20 protein-coding genes and 1 riboswitch are annotated in these 19,807 nt (G+C 70.5%); of the genes, 12 read left to right on the top strand and 8 right to left on the bottom strand.

The features are described from left to right. From ACFZDE_RS32855 to ACFZDE_RS32845, 3 genes are all read left to right on the top strand, one after another. A partial coding sequence (locus ACFZDE_RS32855) for a cbb3-type cytochrome c oxidase subunit I (RefSeq protein WP_391206176.1) occupies nt 1-735 on the top strand: 735 nt, incomplete at its 5' end. After that, nucleotides 732-1,130 (top strand): cytochrome c oxidase subunit 4, encoded by a 399-nt coding sequence (locus tag ACFZDE_RS32850; protein ID WP_391001936.1) that lies wholly within the window; start codon nt 732-734, stop codon nt 1,128-1,130. The genes ACFZDE_RS32855 and ACFZDE_RS32850, both read left to right, overlap by 4 nt. 131 nt (nt 1,131-1,261) lie before the next feature. Further along, entirely contained in the window at nt 1,262-2,515 is a 1,254-nt protein-coding gene (locus tag ACFZDE_RS32845; protein ID WP_391206168.1) for an Ig-like domain-containing protein, read from the top strand. Nucleotides 2,516-2,610: 95 nt separating this feature from the next. Here ACFZDE_RS32845 and ACFZDE_RS32840 read toward each other — a convergent pair whose 3' ends face one another. Continuing rightward, entirely contained in the window at nt 2,611-3,012 is a 402-nt protein-coding gene (locus ACFZDE_RS32840) for a response regulator transcription factor (RefSeq protein WP_189589645.1), read from the bottom strand. A gap of 145 nt (nt 3,013-3,157) precedes the next feature. Between ACFZDE_RS32840 and ACFZDE_RS32835 the strand changes: the two genes are divergently transcribed. The 6 genes from ACFZDE_RS32835 (at nt 3,158) to ACFZDE_RS32810 (ending at nt 10,289) form a co-directional block, all read left to right on the top strand. Beyond that, entirely contained in the window at nt 3,158-3,778 is a 621-nt protein-coding gene (locus ACFZDE_RS32835; protein ID WP_033312739.1) for a heme-copper oxidase subunit III, read from the top strand. A gap of 81 nt (nt 3,779-3,859) precedes the next feature. Continuing rightward, the gene (locus ACFZDE_RS32830) at nt 3,860-4,672 is read left to right on the top strand and encodes a c-type cytochrome (RefSeq protein WP_391001941.1); all 813 of its coding nucleotides are present in this window, start codon (nt 3,860-3,862) and stop codon (nt 4,670-4,672) included. Next, nucleotides 4,669-5,742 (top strand): Rieske 2Fe-2S domain-containing protein, encoded by a 1,074-nt coding sequence (locus ACFZDE_RS32825; protein ID WP_391001943.1) that lies wholly within the window; start codon nt 4,669-4,671, stop codon nt 5,740-5,742. Before ACFZDE_RS32830 ends, ACFZDE_RS32825 begins: the two co-directional genes overlap by 4 nt. After that, nucleotides 5,739-7,361 carry a cytochrome b N-terminal domain-containing protein gene (locus tag ACFZDE_RS32820; protein ID WP_391001945.1) on the top strand — a complete coding sequence of 541 codons (1,623 nt, stop codon included), beginning with the start codon at nt 5,739-5,741 and terminating at the stop codon, nt 7,359-7,361. Before ACFZDE_RS32825 ends, ACFZDE_RS32820 begins: the two co-directional genes overlap by 4 nt. A gap of 168 nt (nt 7,362-7,529) precedes the next feature. Beyond that, complete coding sequence (gene trpD, locus ACFZDE_RS32815) at nt 7,530-8,594, top strand: anthranilate phosphoribosyltransferase (protein ID WP_391001947.1); 1,065 nt, start codon at nt 7,530-7,532, stop codon at nt 8,592-8,594. Between the two features lie 75 nt (nt 8,595-8,669). Next, nucleotides 8,670-8,786: riboswitch (SAM riboswitch) on the top strand. Nucleotides 8,787-8,921: 135 nt separating this feature from the next. After that, nucleotides 8,922-10,289, top strand: a complete 1,368-nt coding sequence (locus tag ACFZDE_RS32810) for an aminotransferase class V-fold PLP-dependent enzyme (RefSeq protein ID WP_391206164.1) — start codon at nt 8,922-8,924, stop codon at nt 10,287-10,289. Here the strand turns inward: ACFZDE_RS32810 and ACFZDE_RS32805 are convergent. The 7 genes from ACFZDE_RS32805 to ACFZDE_RS32775 all read right to left on the bottom strand — a co-directional run bounded on the left by ACFZDE_RS32805 (nt 10,244) and on the right by ACFZDE_RS32775 (nt 16,571). Continuing rightward, nucleotides 10,244-11,437, bottom strand: coding sequence for a glycerate kinase (locus ACFZDE_RS32805; RefSeq protein WP_391206161.1), 1,194 nt, complete (start codon nt 11,435-11,437; stop codon nt 10,244-10,246). The genes ACFZDE_RS32810 and ACFZDE_RS32805 overlap by 46 nt on opposite strands. A 9-nt stretch (nt 11,438-11,446) precedes the next feature. Continuing rightward, nucleotides 11,447-12,862 (bottom strand): SLC13 family permease, encoded by a 1,416-nt coding sequence (locus ACFZDE_RS32800; RefSeq protein ID WP_391206158.1) that lies wholly within the window; start codon nt 12,860-12,862, stop codon nt 11,447-11,449. Between the two features lie 57 nt (nt 12,863-12,919). Next, nucleotides 12,920-13,597, bottom strand: coding sequence for a winged helix-turn-helix domain-containing protein (locus tag ACFZDE_RS32795; RefSeq protein WP_391206155.1), 678 nt, complete (start codon nt 13,595-13,597; stop codon nt 12,920-12,922). Beyond that, on the bottom strand, nt 13,594-15,120 hold the full coding sequence (locus tag ACFZDE_RS32790; protein ID WP_391206197.1) for an ATP-binding protein: 1,527 nt from the start codon (nt 15,118-15,120) through the stop codon (nt 13,594-13,596). The genes ACFZDE_RS32795 and ACFZDE_RS32790 overlap by 4 nt, the downstream gene beginning before the upstream one ends. Next, complete coding sequence (locus ACFZDE_RS32785; protein WP_391206152.1) at nt 15,035-15,352, bottom strand: small secreted hydrophilic protein; 318 nt, start codon at nt 15,350-15,352, stop codon at nt 15,035-15,037. The genes ACFZDE_RS32790 and ACFZDE_RS32785 overlap by 86 nt, the downstream gene beginning before the upstream one ends. 188 nt (nt 15,353-15,540) lie before the next feature. Further along, nucleotides 15,541-15,822 carry an Lrp/AsnC family transcriptional regulator gene (locus ACFZDE_RS32780; protein WP_030848030.1) on the bottom strand — a complete coding sequence of 94 codons (282 nt, stop codon included), beginning with the start codon at nt 15,820-15,822 and terminating at the stop codon, nt 15,541-15,543. Continuing rightward, entirely contained in the window at nt 15,819-16,571 is a 753-nt protein-coding gene (locus ACFZDE_RS32775; RefSeq protein ID WP_391206150.1) for a rhomboid family intramembrane serine protease, read from the bottom strand. The genes ACFZDE_RS32780 and ACFZDE_RS32775 overlap by 4 nt, the downstream gene beginning before the upstream one ends. A 159-nt stretch (nt 16,572-16,730) precedes the next feature. Between ACFZDE_RS32775 and ACFZDE_RS32770 the strand changes: the two genes are divergently transcribed. The 3 genes from ACFZDE_RS32770 to ACFZDE_RS32760 all read left to right on the top strand — a co-directional run bounded on the left by ACFZDE_RS32770 (nt 16,731) and on the right by ACFZDE_RS32760 (nt 19,644). Further along, on the top strand, nt 16,731-16,970 hold the full coding sequence (locus ACFZDE_RS32770) for a hypothetical protein (RefSeq protein ID WP_003989675.1): 240 nt from the start codon (nt 16,731-16,733) through the stop codon (nt 16,968-16,970). A gap of 38 nt (nt 16,971-17,008) precedes the next feature. Continuing rightward, complete coding sequence (locus ACFZDE_RS32765; protein ID WP_391001962.1) at nt 17,009-18,358, top strand: NYN domain-containing protein; 1,350 nt, start codon at nt 17,009-17,011, stop codon at nt 18,356-18,358. A 245-nt stretch (nt 18,359-18,603) separates the two neighbouring features. Further along, on the top strand, nt 18,604-19,644 hold the full coding sequence (locus tag ACFZDE_RS32760; RefSeq protein WP_391001964.1) for an NlpC/P60 family protein: 1,041 nt from the start codon (nt 18,604-18,606) through the stop codon (nt 19,642-19,644). The last annotated feature ends 163 nt before the right edge of the window (nt 19,645-19,807 follow it).

Below are 19,807 nucleotides of genomic sequence, written 5' to 3'. Positions count from 1 at the left end.
TTCCTCATCGCCGTGCCGACCGGTGTGAAGTTCTTCAACTGGATCGGCACGATGTGGAAGGGCTCGTTGTCCTTCGAGACACCGATGCTCTGGGCGACCGGCTTCCTGATCACCTTCACCTTCGGTGGTCTGACCGGTGTCATCCTGGCCTCGCCGCCGATGGACTTCCACGTCTCCGACTCGTACTTCGTGGTGGCGCACTTCCACTACGTCGTCTTCGGCACCGTGGTGTTCGCGATGTTCTCCGGCTTCCACTTCTGGTGGCCGAAGTGGACCGGCAAGATGCTGGACGAGCGCCTCGGCAAGATCACCTTCTGGACGCTGTTCATCGGCTTCCACGGCACGTTCCTGGTCCAGCACTGGCTGGGTGCCGAGGGCATGCCGCGTCGTTACGCCGACTACCTGGCGGCCGACGGCTTCACCGCGCTGAACACGATCTCGACGATCAGCTCGTTCCTGCTCGGCATGTCGATCCTGCCGTTCTTCTACAACGTGTGGAAGACGGCCAAGTACGGCAAGCCGGTCGGCGTCGACGACCCGTGGGGCTACGGCCGCTCCCTGGAGTGGGCCACCTCCTGCCCGCCGCCGCGGCACAACTTCATCACCATGCCGCGGATCCGCAGCGAATCCCCGGCGTTCGACCTGCACCACCCGGAGATCGCAGCTCTCGACCAGCTCGAGAACGTGGGCCACGGCGACAAGGCCCTCGCTGGCGGCAAGGAGGCCGGCAAGTGAAGATCCAGGGCAAGATGTTCATGTGGCTGAGCGTCTTCGTGCTCGTCATGGCGGTCGTCTACGGCTTCTGGTCGAAGGAGCCCGCCGGTACCACAGCCCTCTTCCTGGCCTTCGGCCTGTGCATCATGATCGGCTTCTACCTGGGCTTCACGGCCAAGCGGGTGGACGCCGGTGCGCAGGACAACAAGGAGGCGGATGTCGCGGACGACGCCGGCGAGGTCGGGTTCTTCAGCCCGCACAGCTGGCAGCCGCTGTCCCTCGGCATCGGAGGCGCCCTCGCCTTCCTGTCCGTCGCCATCGGCTGGTGGCTGATGTACTTCTCGCTGCCGATCATCCTGATCGGCATCTGGGGCTGGGTCTTCGAGTACTACCGCGGTGAGAACCGCACCCAGTAGCACGCGTCGAGCGTTCAGGGGCCCGGACACTCCGAGAGGAGCGTCCGGGCCTCCGCTTTTCGCCCCAACTCCTGTCACTCGTACGAGTCACTCGGCGTGCCGCCGTTGACGGGGCTTCCTAGCGTGAGCTCATGAGCCACACAGCGATATCCCGCCCCCGCACCGCCGTCAGCTGCACGCTGCTGGTGACAGCCCTCTGCGTGGGCGTCACCGCCTGCGGCTCGGACGGCAACCCGCTCGCCGCCCGCCCCTACGACGCGGCCGACCAGATCTCCTTCAACGCCCCCGACGGCGGCCGCCAGAAGGCCGACCCGGACAAGCCCCTGGAGGTCGTCGAGGACTCCGACGGGCGCATCACGGACGTCACGGCCCATGACGCCTCAGGACGCTATGTGGCGGGCGAACTCGCCGCCGACGGCAGCCGCTGGCACAGCACCACCCCGCTGGCCGCCAATGCCAGCTACACGGTCCGGGTGAGCACCGAGGACGAGGACGGGGCGCCCGGCCGCAAGGTCGTCACCTTCGACACCGGCAAGCCCACCACCAAGAAGCGCCTGGACGTCTCCTTCGGCCCCAAGGCGGGCACCTACGGCGTCGGCCAGCCCATCACGGCCGAGCTGAGCCAGCCCGTCAAGGACACGGCCCAGCGGGCCGTCGTGGAACGCGCCCTCAAGGTCTCCTCCACGCCCGCCACGGACGGCGCCTGGCACTGGGTGGACGACAAGAAGCTCCACTACCGCCCGAAGGACTACTGGCCCGCCCAGGCGACCGTCCAGGTCCACAGCAACCTGGAGGGCATCAAGATCGGCGACCGGATGCGGGGCGGCAAGGCCAAGCCGCTGACCATCACCACCGCGGACAAGCTCATAGCCGTCACCGACGCCGCCGCCCACCAGATGACCGTCTACAAGAACGACGAGGTCGTCCGGCAGATACCCGTCACCACGGGCATGCCCGGCTACGACACCCGCAACGGCGTCAAGGTCGTGCTGGCCAAGGAGGGCACCGTCCGCATGACCAGTGCCAGCATCGGCGCCTCGGACTTCTACGACCTGATCGTCCACCACTCCGTGCGCGTCACCAACAGCGGCGAGTACGTCCACGCCGCCCCCTGGTCCGTCGGCTCCCAGGGCTTCGCCAACGTCAGCCACGGCTGCACCGGTATGAGCACCGAGAACGCCGCCTGGTTCTACGACACCGTCCGCGAGGGCGACATCGTCAAGGTCGTGAACTCCGGCGGCGACACGATGGCCCCCTTCGGCAACGGCTTCGGCGACTGGAACCTCGACTGGGCGAAGTGGCGCACCGGCAGCGCGCTCCTGGGCGGCACCGCGGACGGCCCCACAGAGGCCGACAGGGCCCGCCTGAGGCCGCAGAGCGTCTAGACGCCCTCAGGGGCATCGCCCTTCAGGGGCGCGGGGAACTGCGCGAACAACCCCCACGCGCCCGCAGCCGCCGAACAACAAGGCGAACCGAGCCGCTAGGCGTTCAAAGCCGCCTTGTCCCGCAACAGAGAAGCCAACGCGGCAGCGAACTCCACCGGCTCCACCGGCAGGGTCACCGCGGCCTCGGCCCGGCTCCACGTCGCCAGCCACGCGTCCTGGGGCCGGCCGATCAGCAGCAGCACCGGCGGACAGTCGAACACCTCGTCCTTGATCTGCCGGCAGACCCCCATACCCCCCATCGGCACGGCCTCGCCGTCCAGCACACAGACGTCGATCCCACCCCGGTCGAGTTCCCGCAGCACCGCGTCCGGAGTCGCACACTCCAGGAACTCCACCACGGGGACGTCCGGAGCCGGCCTCCGTCCCGTGGCGAGGCGCACCTGCTCGCGGGTGTTGGAGTCGTCGCTGTAGACCAGCACCGTGGCGGTCGGCTGCATTGTTCCTCCGTGACGTCAGCGTCGTAAGGACAGGCCCGTTGGGCCGGATGCTACTCCCTTGAACACCACGTCAACACCGGTACGACCGGGGAAGACACTCCGAACGGCACCCCCCGGAGTGAGGGCGGGATAAGCGACCGACATAATGTCGGTCGTGGCGACAGCAACGACAGTAGAAACCGGGCACGCGCACCCGTCGGTCAACCGGCCGAACCTCACCAGCGTCGGAACCATCATCTGGCTGAGTTCCGAGCTGATGTTCTTCGCGGCCCTCTTCGCGATGTACTTCACCCTGCGATCGGTGACGGGTCCCGATCACTGGAAGGAGATGGCAGCCCATCTCAACTTCCCGTTCTCGGCGACGAACACCACCATCCTGGTGCTCTCCTCGCTCACCTGCCAGCTCGGCGTCTTCGCCGCCGAGCGCGGTGACGTGAAGAAGCTCCGGATGTGGTTCATCGTCACGTTCGTGATGGGTGCGATCTTTATCGGCGGTCAGGTCTTCGAGTACACGGAGCTGGTCAAGGAGGCGGGCCTGTCCCTGTCCTCCGACCCGTACGGCTCGGTGTTCTACCTGACCACCGGCTTCCACGGCCTGCACGTGACGGGCGGTCTCATCGCCTTCCTGCTGGTCCTGGGACGGACCTACGCGGCCCGGAGGTTCACCCACGAGCAGGCGACGGCCGCGATCGTCGTGTCCTATTACTGGCACTTCGTCGATGTCGTCTGGATCGGTCTCTTCGCCACGATCTACATGATCAAGTAGCAGGGCCCGCATCCGCGCGTGCTCGACGAAGCGCGCATCCCAGAAGCATCGACGCAGAAGATCCTGACACCGGGGTAATCCGTGAAAAAGCTCTCCGCACGACGACGCCACCCGTTGGCGGCGCTCGTCGTCCTACTCCTCGCGCTGGCATGCACCGGGGGGCTGTACGCCGTGTTCGCACCCGCGGACCAGGCGAAGGCCGACGAAACCGCCCAGTCCCTCACCATCGAGGAGGGCAAGAAGCTCTACTCGGTCGGCTGCGCCAGTTGCCACGGCACCGGCGGTCAGGGCACCTCCGACGGGCCGAGCCTGGTGGGTGTGGGCGCCGCGGCCGTCGACTTCCAGGTGGGCACCGGCCGGATGCCGGCCGCCACCTCCCAGGGCCCCCAGGTCCCGGCGAAGAAGAACATCTACTCGCAGGCCGAGATCGACCAGCTCGCGGCGTTCATCGCCTCGCTGGGCGCCGGTCCGTCCGTGCCGACGGAGGAGCAGTACGGCCCCGAGGGTGCCGACATCGCCAAGGGCGGTGAGCTGTTCCGCACCAACTGCGCGCAGTGCCACAACTTCACCGGCAAGGGCGGCGCGCTGACGCACGGCAAGTACGCGCCGACCCTCGAGGGCGTCTCCCCGAAGCACATCTACGAGGCCATGCAGACCGGCCCGCAGAACATGCCGTCCTTCCCCGACACCACGCTGTCGGAGAAGAACAAGAAGGACATCATCGCGTACCTCGACGCGGTCAACAGCGAAAAGACCGAGAGCCCCGGCGGCCTCGAACTGGGTGGCCTCGGGCCGGTCAGCGAGGGCCTGTTCGGCTGGATCTTCGGTCTCGGCGGTCTGATCGCCGTCGCCGTGTGGGTCGCCGCCCGGACCGCAAAGGCCAAGAAGTCATGAGTAGCCAAGACATTCCAGAAGAGAACCTGCCTGCCGCGCAGTCCGCAGGCCATGACGAGCACGGGCACGGCGCGGTGAGCGTCGCGGACGACAAGAACCCGTTCGCCGACCCGGGCCTGCCTCCCCACGAGCACCGGGTCCAGGACGTCGACGAGCGGGCCGCCAAGCGGTCCGAGCGCTCGGTCGCCTTCCTGTTCACCCTGTCGATGCTGGCGACGGTCGGCTTCATCGCCTCCTTCGTGGCGATCCCGGTCGACAAGTCGGTCTTCATCTTCCCGCTCGGCCACATCAGCGCCCTGAACTTCGCACTGGGCATGACGCTCGGCATCGCGCTGTTCTGCATCGGCGCCGGCGCCGTCCACTGGGCGCGCACCCTGATGTCCGACGTGGAGGTCGCCGACGAGCGGCACGCGATCGAGGCGACGCCCGAGGTCCGCGAGAAGGTCTTCGCGGACTTCAAGCAGGGCGCCAAGGAGTCGGCGATCGGCCGCCGCAAGCTGATCCGCAACACGATGCTCGGCGCGCTCACGCTGGTGCCGCTCTCCGGCGTCGTGCTGCTGCGCGACCTCGGGCCGCTGCCGGGCACCAAGCTCCGCCACACGCTGTGGTCCAAGGGCAAGCTGCTCGTCAACATGAACACCAACGAGCCGCTGCGTCCGTCCGACGTCGTGGTCGGTTCGCTGACCTTCGCCAAGCCCGAGGGCCTGGAGGAGCACGACCACGACTTCCAGAACGAGATCGCCAAGGCCGCCCTGATGATCGTCCGGATCCAGCCGGACAACATCAAGGACAAGCGCGAGCTCGAGTGGTCGCACGAGGGCATCGTCGCGTACTCGAAGATCTGCACCCACGTCGGTTGCCCGATCTCCCTGTACGAGCAGCAGACGCACCACGTGCTCTGCCCGTGCCACCAGTCCACCTTCGACCTCTCCGACGGTGCCCGAGTGATCTTCGGTCCCGCCGGTCACGCCCTGCCGCAGCTCCGCATCGGCGTGAACGACGAGGGCTACCTCGAGGCGCTCGGCGACTTCGAAGAGCCCGTCGGCCCTGCTTTCTGGGAGCGCGGATGAGCACTGCACAGACACGACGCAAGGCGCCCGCGGGTGAGCGGGTCGCCGACTGGGCCGACGGCCGCCTGGGGATCTACTCCCTGGCCAAGGCCAACATGCGCAAGATCTTCCCGGACCACTGGTCCTTCATGCTCGGTGAGATCTGCCTGTACAGCTTCATCATCATCATCCTCACGGGTGTGTACCTGACGCTGTTCTTCCACCCGTCGATGAACGAGGTGGAGTACCACGGCAGTTACGTCCCGCTCCAGGGGCAGCTGATGTCGGAGGCGTTCGCCTCCACGCTGGACATCAGCTTCGACGTCCGCGGCGGTCTGCTCATCCGGCAGATCCACCACTGGGCGGCGATCATCTTCCTCGCCGGCATGTTCGTGCACATGATGCGCGTCTTCTTCACCGGCGCGTTCCGCAAGCCGCGCGAGATCAACTGGATGTTCGGCTTCCTGCTGTTCGTCCTGGGCATGTTCACCGGCTTCACCGGCTACTCGCTCCCGGACGACCTGCTCTCCGGCACCGGTGTCCGCTTCACACAGGGCGCGATCCTGTCCGTGCCGATCGTGGGCACGTACATCTCGATGTTCCTGTTCGGCGGGGAGTTCCCGGGTACCGACTTCGTCGCCCGGTTCTACTCGATCCACATCCTGCTGCTGCCGGGCATCATGCTCGGGCTCGTGGTCGGCCACCTGATCCTGGTCTTCTACCACAAGCACACCCAGTTCGCGGGTCCCGGCCGGACCAACAAGAACGTCGTCGGCATGCCGCTGCTGCCGGTCTACATGGCCAAGGCCGGAGGCTTCTTCTTCCTGGTCTTCGGTGCCATCTCGGCCCTCGCCGGCATCGCGACGATCAACCCGATCTGGGTCCTGGGCCCCTACCGGCCCGACCAGGTGTCGACCGGTGCCCAGCCCGACTGGTACATGGGCTTCGCCGAGGGCCTCATCCGGGCGATGCCCGGCTGGGAGATCAACCTCTGGGGTCACACCCTCGTCCTGGGCGTGTTCATCCCGCTGGTGCTGTTCGGTGTGTTCCTCGGGATCATCGCCCTGTACCCGTTCATCGAGTCCTGGGTCACCGGGGACAAGCGCGAGCACCACATCCTGGACCGTCCGCGCAACGCCCCGACCCGTACCGGTGTCGGTGTCGCGTGGGTGACCGGGTACATCATCATGCTGATCGGCGGTGGCAACGACATCGTCGCCACGCACTTCCATCTGTCGATCAACTCGGTCACCTGGTTCGTCCGGATCGGGTTCTTCCTCGGACCGGTCATCGCCTTCGTGATCACCAAGCGCATCTGCCTCGGCCTGCAGCGCCGGGACAAGGAGAAGGTGCTGCACGGCCGCGAGTCGGGCATCATCAAGCGCCTGCCGCACGGTGAGTTCATCGAGGTGCACGAGCCGCTCAGCCAGGAGCAGATGTACACGCTCACGGCGCACGAGCAGTACAAGCCGGCCGAGATCGGCCCGACGGTCGACGAGAACGGTGTCGAGCGCAAGGTGAAGGGCTCCGAGAAGCTGCGCGCCAAGCTCAGCGACGCCTACTACGGCGAGGGTGCCCAGATCCCGAAGCCCACCGCCGAGGAGTACCGGGAGATCACGAGCGGCCACGGCCACCACTGATCACTGCTTCGCCACGCCACACGAAGGGCCCCGTCCGTCCCCCAAGCTCAAAAGAGCAGGGGGTGCCCCCAGCCGGACGGGGCCCTTCGCCGTGTCCCGGGCTGGATAGGGTGGACCCCGTTGAGACTCTCGTCCCGCAGTACGGGACGCCTGACCCTGGAGCGGCTTATGAGCGCTGTGACCCCCGCTGGAGGCGACACCGCGGCGGGCCGCTCCTGGCCCCTGCTGCTGAACGGCCTGCTGGACGGCAGGCACCTGAGCGCCGACGACACCGCCTGGGCGATGGACCGGATCATGCGCGCAGAGGCGACCGAGGCGCAGATCGCCGGGTTCGTCGTGGCCCTGCGCGCCAAGGGCGAGACCGTCGAGGAGATCAACGGCCTGGTGCGCACGATGTACGAGCACGCCAACGTCATCGAGGTGCCCGGGGCGACGGTCGACATCGTCGGCACGGGCGGTGACGGCGCCAAGACCGTCAACATCTCCACGATGTCCTCGATCGTCGTCGCCGGCACCGGTGCCAAGGTCGTCAAGCACGGCAACCGCGCCGCGTCCTCGGCGTCCGGGGCCTCCGACGTGCTGGAGAAGCTCGGCGTCAACCTGGAGCTGCCCCTGCACCGGGTGACGGAGGTCGCCGAGGAGGCCGGGATCACCTTCTGCTTCGCGGTGAAGTTCCACCCGGCGCTGCGGCACGCGGGCGCCGCCCGCGGCCAGTTGGGCATCCGCACGGTCTTCAACGCCCTCGGTCCGCTCACCAACCCGGCCCGGGTCCGCTCCCAGGCCGTCGGCGTCGCGGACCCGCGCATGGCGCCGATCGTCGCGGGCGTCTTCGCCGAGCGCGGCAACTCCTCCCTGGTCTTCCGGGGCGACGACGGTCTGGACGAGCTGACCACCACGGCCACCTCCCGGGTGTGGATCGTCCGGAACGGCACGGTCACCGAGGAGGCCTTCGACCCGCGTGACGTGGGCCTCGAACTGGTCCCCGTGGAGGCCCTGCGCGGCGCCGACGCCTCGTACAACGCCGAGGTCGCACGGCGCCTCCTGGACGGCGAGACGGGGCCGGTGCGGGACGCGGTGGTGCTGAACTCGGCGGCGGCCCTGGTGGCCCTGGAGCCGACGGACGCGCCGCTGGCCGAGCAGATCCGCGCCGCGATGGTGAAGGCGGCCGAGTCGATCGACTCGGGCGCGGCCAAGCGCACGCTGGAGCGCTGGGTGGCCGCGAGCAACCGGTAGGGAACCACCGGACGGCGTCCCGCGATCCGGACTCGGGTTGCGGGACGCCGATCTCTTCGCGTACGTTCCTGATCAGGTCATGAGTGACAGTCACAAGGCCCCGGCCGACTGTCCGGCAACCCTCCGTCCGTGGCGGGGTGCCCCGGGTGAAGACCGGGCCGCAGGCAGCGAGGTCTGTGGCAAGCGCGTGACGAGGAGTCTTCCGTGAACCAGCGAATGCGATAGGGCCGCAGAGCCCCGCCTCCGCACCCCCTTTCCCCTTCCTTCCCCCGCTTGAGCCGTACGCGCTCGCGGGTGGATTCCACCTGCCTTCACGGGAGTTCCGCCATGTCTGTCTCCACCCTTGCCGCCGACCGGTCCGTTTGTGCCCCGCTGCCCGTTCTGGGGCGGGATGTCACCGTGCCGCTCGTGACCGGCGGTGAGGTCACCTACGCCGCCCTCGACTACGCCGCCAGCGCCCCGGCGCTCCAGCGGGTCTGGGACGACGTCGCCGCCTACGCGCCGTACTACGGCAGCGTCCACCGCGGCGCCGGGTACCTCTCCCAGCTCTCCACCGAGCTGTTCGAGAACGCCCGCCGGACCGTCGCGGAGTTCCTCGACTGCCGCGAGGACGACCAGGTCGTGTTCACCCGGTCCACCACCGACTCCCTCAACCTCCTCGCCGCCGCGCTCCCCGCCGACTGCCAGGTCTTCGTCTTCGAGACCGAGCACCACGCCGCCCTGCTGCCCTGGCGCGGCGCCGGGGTGACCTACCTCGACGCGCCGCGCAGCCCCCGCGAGGCCGTCGAGACCCTGGAGCGCGCCCTCGCCGACCGCGACCCGCACGGCCCCGCCCTCGTGTGTGTCACCGGCGCCTCGAACGTCACCGGTGAACTGTGGCCCGTGCGGGAGCTCACGGCGGCCGCGCACGCCCACGGTGCGCGCATCGTCCTGGACGCCGCCCAGCTGGCCCCGCACCACCAGGTCTCCGTCGCCGGCCTCGACGTCGACTGGGTCGCCTTCTCCGGGCACAAGCTGTACGCGCCCTTCGGCTCGGGCGTCCTGGCCGGGCGGGCCGACTGGCTGCGCGCGGCCGAGCCGTACCTCGCGGGCGGCGGCGCCAGCCGCAAGGTCGGCCGGCGCCAGGACGGCGCAGTGGACGTGGAGTGGCACGACAGCGCCGTCCGCCACGAGGCCGGGTCACCGAACGTCATCGGCGCCTACGCCCTCGCCTCGGCCTGCAAGGCGCTGACCGAGGCCGGCTTCGACGCCCTCGTCGCCCGTGAGCAGCACCTGGTCCAGGTGGTGCGCGACGGCCTCGCCGACGTCCCCGAGGTGCGGTTCCTGTCCCTCTTCGGGGACGAGGCGCCACGCGTCGGGGTGCTCTCCTTCGTCGTCGAGGGCTGGAACAGCTCCCACTTCGCCGCCGCCCTGTCCGCCGAGTACGGCATCGGCGTACGCGACGGGCTGTTCTGCGCCCACCCGCTGCTGCGCACCCTGCTCGGCAGCGACCCGCAGACGCAGGGGGAGTGCGGGGCGCCGGAGGCCGCGCCCGGGGAGAAGTCGCTCAACGCCATCCGGGTCAGCTTCGGCGCCGGCACGCCGGACGAGCACGTGGAGCGCTTCGTGCGGGCCGTGAAGGAGCTCGTGTCGGACGGGGCGAAGTGGAACTACCGCACGGAGGACGGGCGCTGCGTGCCGGACACCTCCGCCTGAGCCGGCAGCCGGGCGCCCAGGACGATCATCCGCAGGGCCCGTTCGGTGGCGTCCGTGAGGAGTTCGCTCGCGCGCAGCAGGGCCTCGGCAAGCTCCATCGGGGCGGGCAGGATGCCGTGACAGGCGTCCACGCCCGGCACGTCGCCCGCGCCCTCGCCGAGTGTCCCGGCCAGGGCGAGGACGGGCCGGCCGTGCAGCTTGGCGCGGCGGGCCACCTCGGCGGGGACCTTGCCGCGCGGCGTCTGGTGGTCCAGGGCCCCTTCGGCGGTGACGACCAGGTCGGCACGGGCCAGCCGGGCGTCCAGGTCGAGGTGGTCCAGCAGCACGTCGAAGCGGGGGAGCAGCCGCGCGCCCAGGGCGGCAAGCCCCGCCCCCAGACCGCCGGAGGCTCCCGTACCGGGCCCTGAGCGCAGGTCGCCGCCCGGTACGGCGGCGTCGCGGGTGAGGACGAACGCCCAGTTCTCCAGGGCCGCCGACAGCTCCTCCACCTGCGCGGGCGTCGCGCCCTTCTGCGGCCCGAAGACCCGGGCCACGCCCCGCTCACCGCACAGCACGTTGTACGGGTTGCAGGCGACGAGCAGCTCCACCTCCGCCAGCCGGGGGTCGAGGCCGGTGTGGTCGACGCGGTGCAGGCGCGTCAGCGCCCGGCCGCCGTGGGGGAGTTCGCGCCCCTCGGCGTCCAGCAGCCGCGCCCCGAGCGCCTGGAGGGCGCCCGCGCCCCCGTCCGAGGTGCCCGAGTCGCCGCAGCCGACCAGGATCCGCCGCACGCCCGTGTCGAGGGCGGCGCGGATCAGCTCGCCGACGCCGTACGTGGTCGTGACGCCCGGGTCGCGCAGGCCGCGCGGGACGAGCGAGAGGCCGGCGACCGCCGCCATCTCCACCACGGCGGTGTCCCCGCCGCCGAGGAGGGCGAAGTGCGCGGCGAGGGTCTCCCCGACCGGGCCGGTCGCCGGGGTGGGGACGATGCGTCCCCCGGTCGCGGCGGCCAGGGCGAGCGCCGTGCCCTCACCGCCGTCCACCAGCGGGACGAGGTCGATCTCGGCGCCGGGCAGGACCCGGCGCACGCCGGCCGCGATGGCGTCGGCGGCGGCCTCGGCGGACAGGGACTCCTTGAAGCCGCAGGGGGCCACGACGACACGGTTCAGCATGAGAGCTCCTCAGCGGGTGACGGAGACGCCGAGCAGCGGCCACACCGCCACGGCGAAGAACAGGACGAGCGCGGCGGTCAGCGGCGCCAGGACGGCGGACAGCCGCAGCAGGTCGCGCGGCGTGTAGGTCGGGGTGCCGGGGAGCTGCGCGAAGAGCGCCACCGGCTTGGCCGAGGCGGGCAGGGTGTGGCAGAAGCCGGCGGCGGCGGTGGAGGCGAGCGCGGCGGCCACCGGGTTGACCCCGGCGCCGACGGCGGCCGCCACGACCAGCGGCACCAGTACCGACGAGCGGGCCGAGCGGGACTGCAGGACCAGGTGGGCCGCGGTGCTCACGGTGATCACGGCCCCCAGGAACACCATCGGGGACACACCGCCCGGCAGCCCGGAGACCAGCCACTTCGCCGCTCCCGAGTCGGCGAGCGCGACCCCCATCGCCATCGTCGCGGCCATGAACAGCAGCAGCGACCAGGGGACGGTCTTCAGCGCGTCCTTCAGCCGCACGGTGCCCAGGGCGGGCGAGGCGGCGATGACCGCGCCGATCAGCGCGACCAGGGCCGGCGGCACATGGTGCAGCGGCTCACCGCACCACAGGGCGATCACGGTGGCCAGCAGCAGGGCGCAGCGCTTCTCGGCCTGGCTCCAGGCGCCGGTGACCGGCTGTTCGCTGTGCCGCTGGATCTGCTCGGGGGTGATGTGGACGGGGCCGGTGCGGTCCTCGCGCCGGGTCGTCGTCAGCAGCACCAGCTCCGCCGCCAGATGGGAGGAGGCCACGGCCAGCGGCAGGCCCAGCAGCAGCCACTGCGTGAAGCCGATGTGCTGTCCGGTCGCCTCCCACAGCACCGACACCGTGATCAGGTGGGCCCCCGCGCCGATCAGTGTCGCCACCGCCGACAGCAGGATCACGGTCGGGAACAGCAGGGCCAGCATCACGACGAGTCGCTTCCGGTCGGTCAGGACCTTGGCGAGGGCGAGGAACACCGGCAGCGCGAGCGCGGCCCGGCCGGAGGTGGCGGGCACCGCGAACGCCGTGACGACCAGGGCGGCCGTCGTCAGGTGCACCAGCTGCCGGACGGTGCGCGCCCCGCTCACCAGGAACACCGCCGCCCGCCCCGCGAGCCCGGTCCGGCTCACCGCGGCCGCCAGCACGAACGCGCATATCAGCAGCCAGACGGTGTCCTCACCGAGGGTCCCGAACAGGGTGTCGCTGCTGATCACCCCGGTCACGGTGAGCGCGAGCCCGGCGCCGAGCGCGATGTACGTGTCGTCGATCGGCGTCGCGATCCAGGCGCAGGTCGCGAGCACGAACACGACGAGCGTGAGCCGCGCGTCGCCGCCGAGTCCGGGGAAGTTCGTGGGAACGGCCAGGAGCGCACACAACGACAGGGCCACGCACAGGGCGGCGGCGGAGCGCGGATTCAGGGTCACGCCATAGACGATCGGTGACGGCTGTGAGCCCTCCATGAGCCTTGCATGAAGGAGTTCTCACGCGCCCTCAGGGGCGTAGGGCAGCCGATACCCCATCCCCCGCACCGTCTCCACCCGCTCCGCCCCGAGCTTCTTGCGCAGCGTCCGTACGTACACGTCCACGATGTTGGACCCCGGATCGAAGTCGTACCCCCACACATGGGACAGGATCTGCTCCCGCGACAGCACCTGCCCCGGATGCCGCAGGAACAGCTCCAGCAGCACGAACTCCCGGGCCGTCAGATCCACCGTCCGCTCCCCGGAACGGGCCCTGCGCGTACGGAGATCGAGGCTCAGGGAGCCCGACCTGAGCACGGTCACCTCCGGCGCCCGCGCCGCCGTCCGCAGCCGCAGCCGCACCCGGGCCAGCAGCTCCTCGAACCGGAACGGCTTGGTCATCCAGTCGTCGGCGCCGCCCTCCAGACCGGCCACCGTGTCCCGTACGGAGTCCCGCGCCGTCAGCACGATCACCGGCACCGACACCCGCGCCTCGCGCAGCTCCCGCAGGATCGTGAAACCGTCCCGGCCGGGCAGTCCGATGTCCAGGACGACGAGGTCGAAGCCGCCGGTCAGGGCGTACTCGTAGCCCGCGTCGCCGTCGGTGACGACGGTCGTGGTGAAGCCGTTGGAGCGCAGGCCCTTCTCCACGAAGGAGGCGATGCGCTCCTCGTCCTCGACGATGAGGATGCGGTTCACGTGGGGTCCCCTTCCGGTGCCCGGGGTGCGTGCAGGACGAGGGCGAAGGTGGCGCCGCCGCCGGGTGTGCCGTGCAGCCGTACCCGGCCCCGGTGCCCCTCGGCGATGGCCTTGACGATGGACAGCCCGAGTCCGGCGCCGGAGCCACGGGCGCCCCGGCGGGCCGTGCCGCGCCGGAAGCGTTCGAAGATCACCTCGGCGTCCTGCGGCTGCACACCGGGCCCCGAGTCGGCCACGTACAGCTCCAGGTCCGGGCCGTCGGTGCGGGAGCCGATGCGGATGGTCTGGCCGGGCACGGTGTGCTGCACGGCGTTCTGCGCGAGCTGCACCATGGCCTGGGTGATGCGCTGCGGATCCAGTTCGGCCTCCAGGTCGGCGACCGCGTCGAGCCGCCAGTCGCGGTCGCCCAGGGTGCGGGCCTTGACGTAGACGTCGGCGGTGAGTTCGGCGACCTGGAACGGCTCGGGGGAGACGAAGTCGGGGCGTTCGGCCCGGGCGAGCAGGAGCAGGTCCTCGACGATGCGGCTCATCCGGTCCAGCTCGTCGGTGACCAGCCGGACGGTCTCCTCGCGTTCGGCCGGGTCGTCGCCCATGACCTCCAGGTGCCCGCGCACGATGGTGATGGGGGTGCGCAGTTCGTGGCCGGCGTCGTCGACGAACTCGCGCTGTGCGGCGAAGGCCCGCTCCAGCCGGTCGAGCATGCCGTTGAACGTCTCGGCGAGCGCCGCTATGTCGTCGTGGCCGTGCACCGGGATCCGGCGGGTGAGGTCCTGCTCGGTCAGCTGCGCCGCCGCGGCGCGCACCACCCGCACCGGTTTGAGGATCCGCCCGGCGACCGCCCAGGCGATGCCGACGGTCAGCAGCAGGGCCGCTCCGGAGATGCCGAGCAGCGTGCGGAACACGCTGTTCACCCGGTCCTTCTCCCGCTCGGGGTGGAACGCCACGACGAACGCGGCGTTCGGCCCCAGGCCCGGCTGGGCCACGGTGACCTTCGCCCAGCGGATCTCGCCCTGCGGCCGGTCGAGCACGCCGGAGGACCCGGCCGAGCCGAAGACACGGGCCCGGGCGCCGGCGTCCTTGTGCAGGGGCAGGGTGACGGGCAGGTCGTGCGGCTGGCGGATCTGCCGGGGGCCGGTACCCACCCGGCCGACCAGGCCGATCAGCTCCTCGTCCGCGTCGGGGTACTGCCGCTCCAGGAACACCGTCAGCAGCCGGTTCGCGTCGGTGAAGGGGCGGCCCGTGCGTGGATCGGCGCCGCGCTCCACGAAGTTGGCGAACTCGCCGGTCTCCTGGGTGAGCAGGCGGTCGACGCGGTGGTCGACGTCCCGCAGCAGCAGCGAGCGTGTGGTCATGGCCACGGCGGCGAGCGCGAGCGCCATCACGAGCAGCAACCACAGCAGGATCCGGACCCGGGCGGAGACCCGGCGGCGGCCGGTGTCAGCCGTCGTCGCCCGGCCCGTCGTCGCCCGGCTCGTCGTCGCCCCGTCCGTCGTCTCCGCTGCCCTGGCCGCCGTCGTCGTCATCGTCACTCGCAGAGCTGTCGGTCACCGGAGGCCGCGACACGACCTCGTCACCCGGTGTGGCCTTCTGGCCGGGCCGGAGCGTGGGGGTGGGCGAGCCGTGCTCCAGCTCCACCTTCTGGGAAGGCACTCTGGGCGACTCGGGGCGGTCCGCGAGGGCGTAGCTGGTCGCGGCGATGCCGAGCGGAATCAGCACGACGGCGGAGAGCGCCGCCATCCGGCGAGAGAAGACCATGCGCCCGATCCTGGGCACGGAACCCGGGCAGCGGGATGAAGCCCGGATGAAGAACTCTTCATCCGGGAGCTGCCATGCGGGATGGGGACCCGCCGAGCGGGATCCGGCCCCACCGGCCCGGACCCCGCATCCAGGGCCCCGCATCCAGGACCCCGCATCCAGGGCCCGCCCCAGACCCGGAACAGCCCCTAGTTGTCCAGCCCGATCGAGAACGCCGCCTCCAGGTCGTGCTGGGAGTACGTACGGAACGCCACGTGCGTGTCCGTGCCCTCCACCCCGGGGATCTTGCTGATGCGGCCCGGGATGACCTCCGCCAGGTCCTCGTGCTCCTTCACCCGGACCATCGCGATCAGGTCGTACGTGCCGGTCACGGAGAAGACCTCGCTGACGCTGTCCAGCGCCGCGATCGACTCGGCGATCTCGGGGATCCGGTCCACGCTGGTCTTGATGAGGACGATCGCGGTGATCACGGCTGGTTCTCTCCCTCGGGGGCCGGAGCAGGGGCGGCCTTCACTCTAGTAGGGCCGGTGGGGCGGCCGTAGCGGACCGACGCATAGCCGAAGCCCAGGGCGAATCCGATCAGGTGGGCGAGGTAGGCCACCCCCGGCCCGTCCGTGGCCCGCCCCGCCGCCAGCCACTGGAGCGCCGCCCAGAACGGCAGCACGACCCACGCCGGGAAGCGCACCGGAAGGAAGAACAGGAACGGCAGCAGACTCGTCACCCGGGCCCGCGGAAACAGGTACAGGAACGCGCCGAGCACCGCCGAGATCGCCCCCGAGGCGCCGACCAGGGACTGCTCGGAGCCCGCGTTGGCCACGGCGTAGCCCAGCAGGGCGAGGTAGCCGCAGCCGACGTAGAACAGGGTGAACTGCACTCGCCCCATCCGCTCCTCGGCCATCGCCCCGAAGACGTAGAGGAAGAGCATGTTGCCGAGCAGATGCACCCAGCTGCCGTGGACGAAGAGCGCGGTCGCGGGGGTGAGGGCCGGCCTGGCGGACCCTTCGAACAGTTCTGCGGGGATCACCCCCCAGCGCCGGAAGTAGGCCCGCTGCACGGCGAGCAGTTCGTCGCCCGTGCCGTACGCCGGGTTCAGGCCCGAGGCGGGTCCGGCCAGGAAGGCCAGGCAGCACAGGGCGATCAGGGTGTACGTCACCGGCGCCGACGACCGCCCGACCGATCTGCCGGCCCGGACGATCGACGTACTCCACTTGCGGATCATGAATACAGAGCATGACGTAACCGGACGCAACCGCCCAGACCGCCTCGCCGCCGTGGACGCGCGGGCGGGGGGTACCCGCCAGGCCGTAGGGTTACGGACCACACGCACCGGGGATGCCGGTCGCGTCACGGACACTAGAAGGAAAGAGAACAGGTCACGATGACGGTTCCCCTGCCGACCGCCGAGACGCGGTGGCGCTGCACCCTCTGCGGCAACCTCACGAGGTTCGACGTGACCCGCTCGTCGAAGGTCGTCGAGTACGTCCACCTCGACCTGGCCGGAGAGCCAAAGGTCGAGGAGCGCGAGGTCCTCAGTGAGACCATCGAGTCGGTGCGCTGCCGCTGGTGTAACGCGGTGGACCAGGTGGAACTCGTGGACAGGCCGGGCGCCGGCTCCTGAGCGGAGCAGGCCCCCGCACAGGCATTGGGGTGTGACGGATGGTGGAGACCACGGGCGGGGGGCCGGGCGACGGCGCCGCCGAGGTGCTCGACCGTCCGCTGCCCGACGGCGTGCGCCGCAGGGTGGTGCAGATCGTCTCCGACGGCTTCGGCTCGCTGACGGTCGGCGAGCTGCCCGCGCAGCTGAGGCAGTACGCCCGGTTCGCCCCGAACCGCCGGGCGAAGTTCGCCGGCAACGCGATGGCGGCCGCGCTGGAGACCGATCCACTGTTCCGGCAGCGCATCGCGGAGAAGCTCAGAGAGACCCAGCCGGAGCTGACCGGCGCCCTCGACTCAGGCTCCCCGCCCCCGGCCGCGGACCCGCTCGATGTGGCGGCCGCGGCCTACGTACTGCGGCCCCTCGGGTGGGTGAAGCTCGTGACCGCCGCCGGCGAGGAGGCCCAGCGGGCCGACGCCGAGCGCGCCGACGAGGAGAGCCGGGCCGAGGTGGAGCGGCTGCGCGCCGAGCTCGACCGGGCCCGTGACCACACCCGGGCCGAGACCGAGCGGCTGCGCACGGAGCTGGAATCGGCCAAGAAGGAAGCCGAGTCGCTGCACCGCAAGCTGCGCGCCGCCCTCAGCGACGTCAAGCGCGGCGAGGCCGCCCTGCGCAAGGCGCAGGGCGAGATCGAGGCCGTCCGCGCCGAGGGCCACGCCCAGGTCTCCGCCGCCGAGAGCGAGACCCGGCGCCTCAAGTCCCGCCTGGGCGAGAGCGAGGCCGCCCTGGAGGCCGCGCGCCGGGCCGCCCGCGAGGGCCGCAGCGTCGAGGACATGCGGGTCCGGCTGCTGCTGGACACCCTGCTGGACGCCACCCAGGGGCTCCGCCGCGAACTGGCCCTGCCCCCGGTGTCGGTGCGTCCCGCCGAGACCGTCGACGCCGTCGAGCCGGGCCGGATGAGCCCGAAGGACATCGCCGCCCGCGCCCTGTCGGAGGACGACCCGCAGGTCCTCGACCAGCTGCTGGCGCTGCCGCAGGCCCATCTGGTCGTCGACGGCTACAACGTCACCAAGACCGGCTATCCGCAGATGCCGCTGGAGAAGCAGCGCCTGCGGCTGCTCGGGCAGCTCTCCCAACTGGCCGCGCAGAGCGGCGCCGAGGTGACCTGCGTCTTCGACGGCGCCGAGCTGGCCGCGCCGGTACTGCTCGCCCCGCCGCGCGGCGTGCGCGTGCTGTTCTCGAAGCCCGGCGTCACCGCCGACGAGCTCATCCGCCAGCTGGTGCGCGCCGAACCGCCGGGGCGCCCGGTCATCGTTGCGTCCACCGACCGCGAGGTCGCCGACGGCGTGGCCCGGGCCGGTGCCCGCCCGGTCGCCTCCGCGATGCTCCTCAGGCGGCTTTCACGGGCCTAGGGGGTGTACGCACCATCCGTAACGTCCGGGCGTGATGCCCGAATTGGTGTGACCTGTGGGCCACGGTGTGTCAAGTGGGTCTCACCGCCCGTGAGTCCAGAGGAAAAGATGGCCTACCGTGACGCGATTTTTCATCTGAGGATTTGAACTGATCACAGGAAGGTCACTAGGGTCGGGCCGAACCTCCGCTCGGGTGATCACTCATCGGGAGAGACGGCGGAGGGGCCAGAAGGAGCTTGTCACCCGTGGCGTCACACCGTCGTCCGAAGCAGCCGAGCCGCGCACGTGTGACCGTGCTGACCACCGCCGCCGCCGCTGCCGTCGCCTTCAGCTCGCAGGCCGCCAACGCGGCGCCCAGTGAGAAGCCGAGCAAGGACGAGGTCAAGACCAAGGTCGACAAGCTCTACGAAGAGGCGGAGCAGGCCACCGAGAAGTACAACGGGGCCAAGGAGAAGCAGGAGAAGCTCCAGAAGGAGATCTCCACCATCCAGGACAACGTGGCCCGCGGCCAGGAGGAGCTGAACGAGCTCCGCGACAGCCTGGGCCTCGCCGCCGCGTCGCAGTACCGCACCGGCTCCATCGACCCCTCCGTGCAGCTGTTCCTCTCCGCGAACCCCGAGGACTACCTCGACAAGGCCTCCACGCTCGACCAGTTGAGCAGCCAGCAGGTCGAGGCGCTGAAGAAGGTCCAGGAGAAGCAGCGCGAGCTGGCCCAGGAGCGCGCCGAGGCCTCCGAGAAGCTCAAGGACCTCGCCTCCACCCGGACCGAACTCGGCAAGAAGAAGAAGGAAGTCCAGGGCAAGCTCTCCTCCGCGCAGAAGCTGCTCAACAGCCTCACCGCCGCCGAGAAGGCCGAACTCGCCGCCGAGCAGAGCCGCGCCAGCCGGGCCAGCGAGCGCGACGCCCTCGACGTCAACGTCCCGCCCGGCTCGGGCCGCGCCGCCGCCGCCTTCGCCTTCGCCCAGAGCCAGCTCGGCAAGCCCTACGTCTACGGCGCCACCGGCATGAGCTCCTTCGACTGCTCCGGCCTCACCTCCCGGGCCTACGCCGCCGCCGGCATGCAGATCCCGCGCACCTCCGAGGCGCAGTCCCAGATCGGCACCAAGATCTACTCCACCAGCCAGCTCAAGGTCGGCGACCTGGTGTTCTTCTTCAACGACCTGCACCACGTCGGCCTCTACGCCGGCAACGGGCAGATCATCCACGCCCCGCGCACCGGCACCGTCGTCCGCTACGAGTCGATGGGCACCATCGGCGGCCCGTTCATGTTCGGCGTCCGGGTCTGACGACCGGCTTCCGCAACGCTTGAGAACAGGGCACCGTGTCCGCCGTTCGGGCGAATCACGGCGGCCCCGAGTGAGCCCACGCCCCGCCATTGACCTGCGTCAGCGGCGGGGCGCCGTGCTGGATACCCACGGATGGCCGTTGGCGGCCCCCGGTCGCGGGGCT

Source organism: Streptomyces sp. NPDC007929 (genome assembly GCF_042959065.1).
GTDB lineage: Bacteria > Actinomycetota > Actinomycetes > Streptomycetales > Streptomycetaceae > Streptomyces.
The sequence above is the reverse complement of the archived record's forward strand: the minus strand, read 5'-3'. Positions and strand labels throughout refer to the sequence as shown.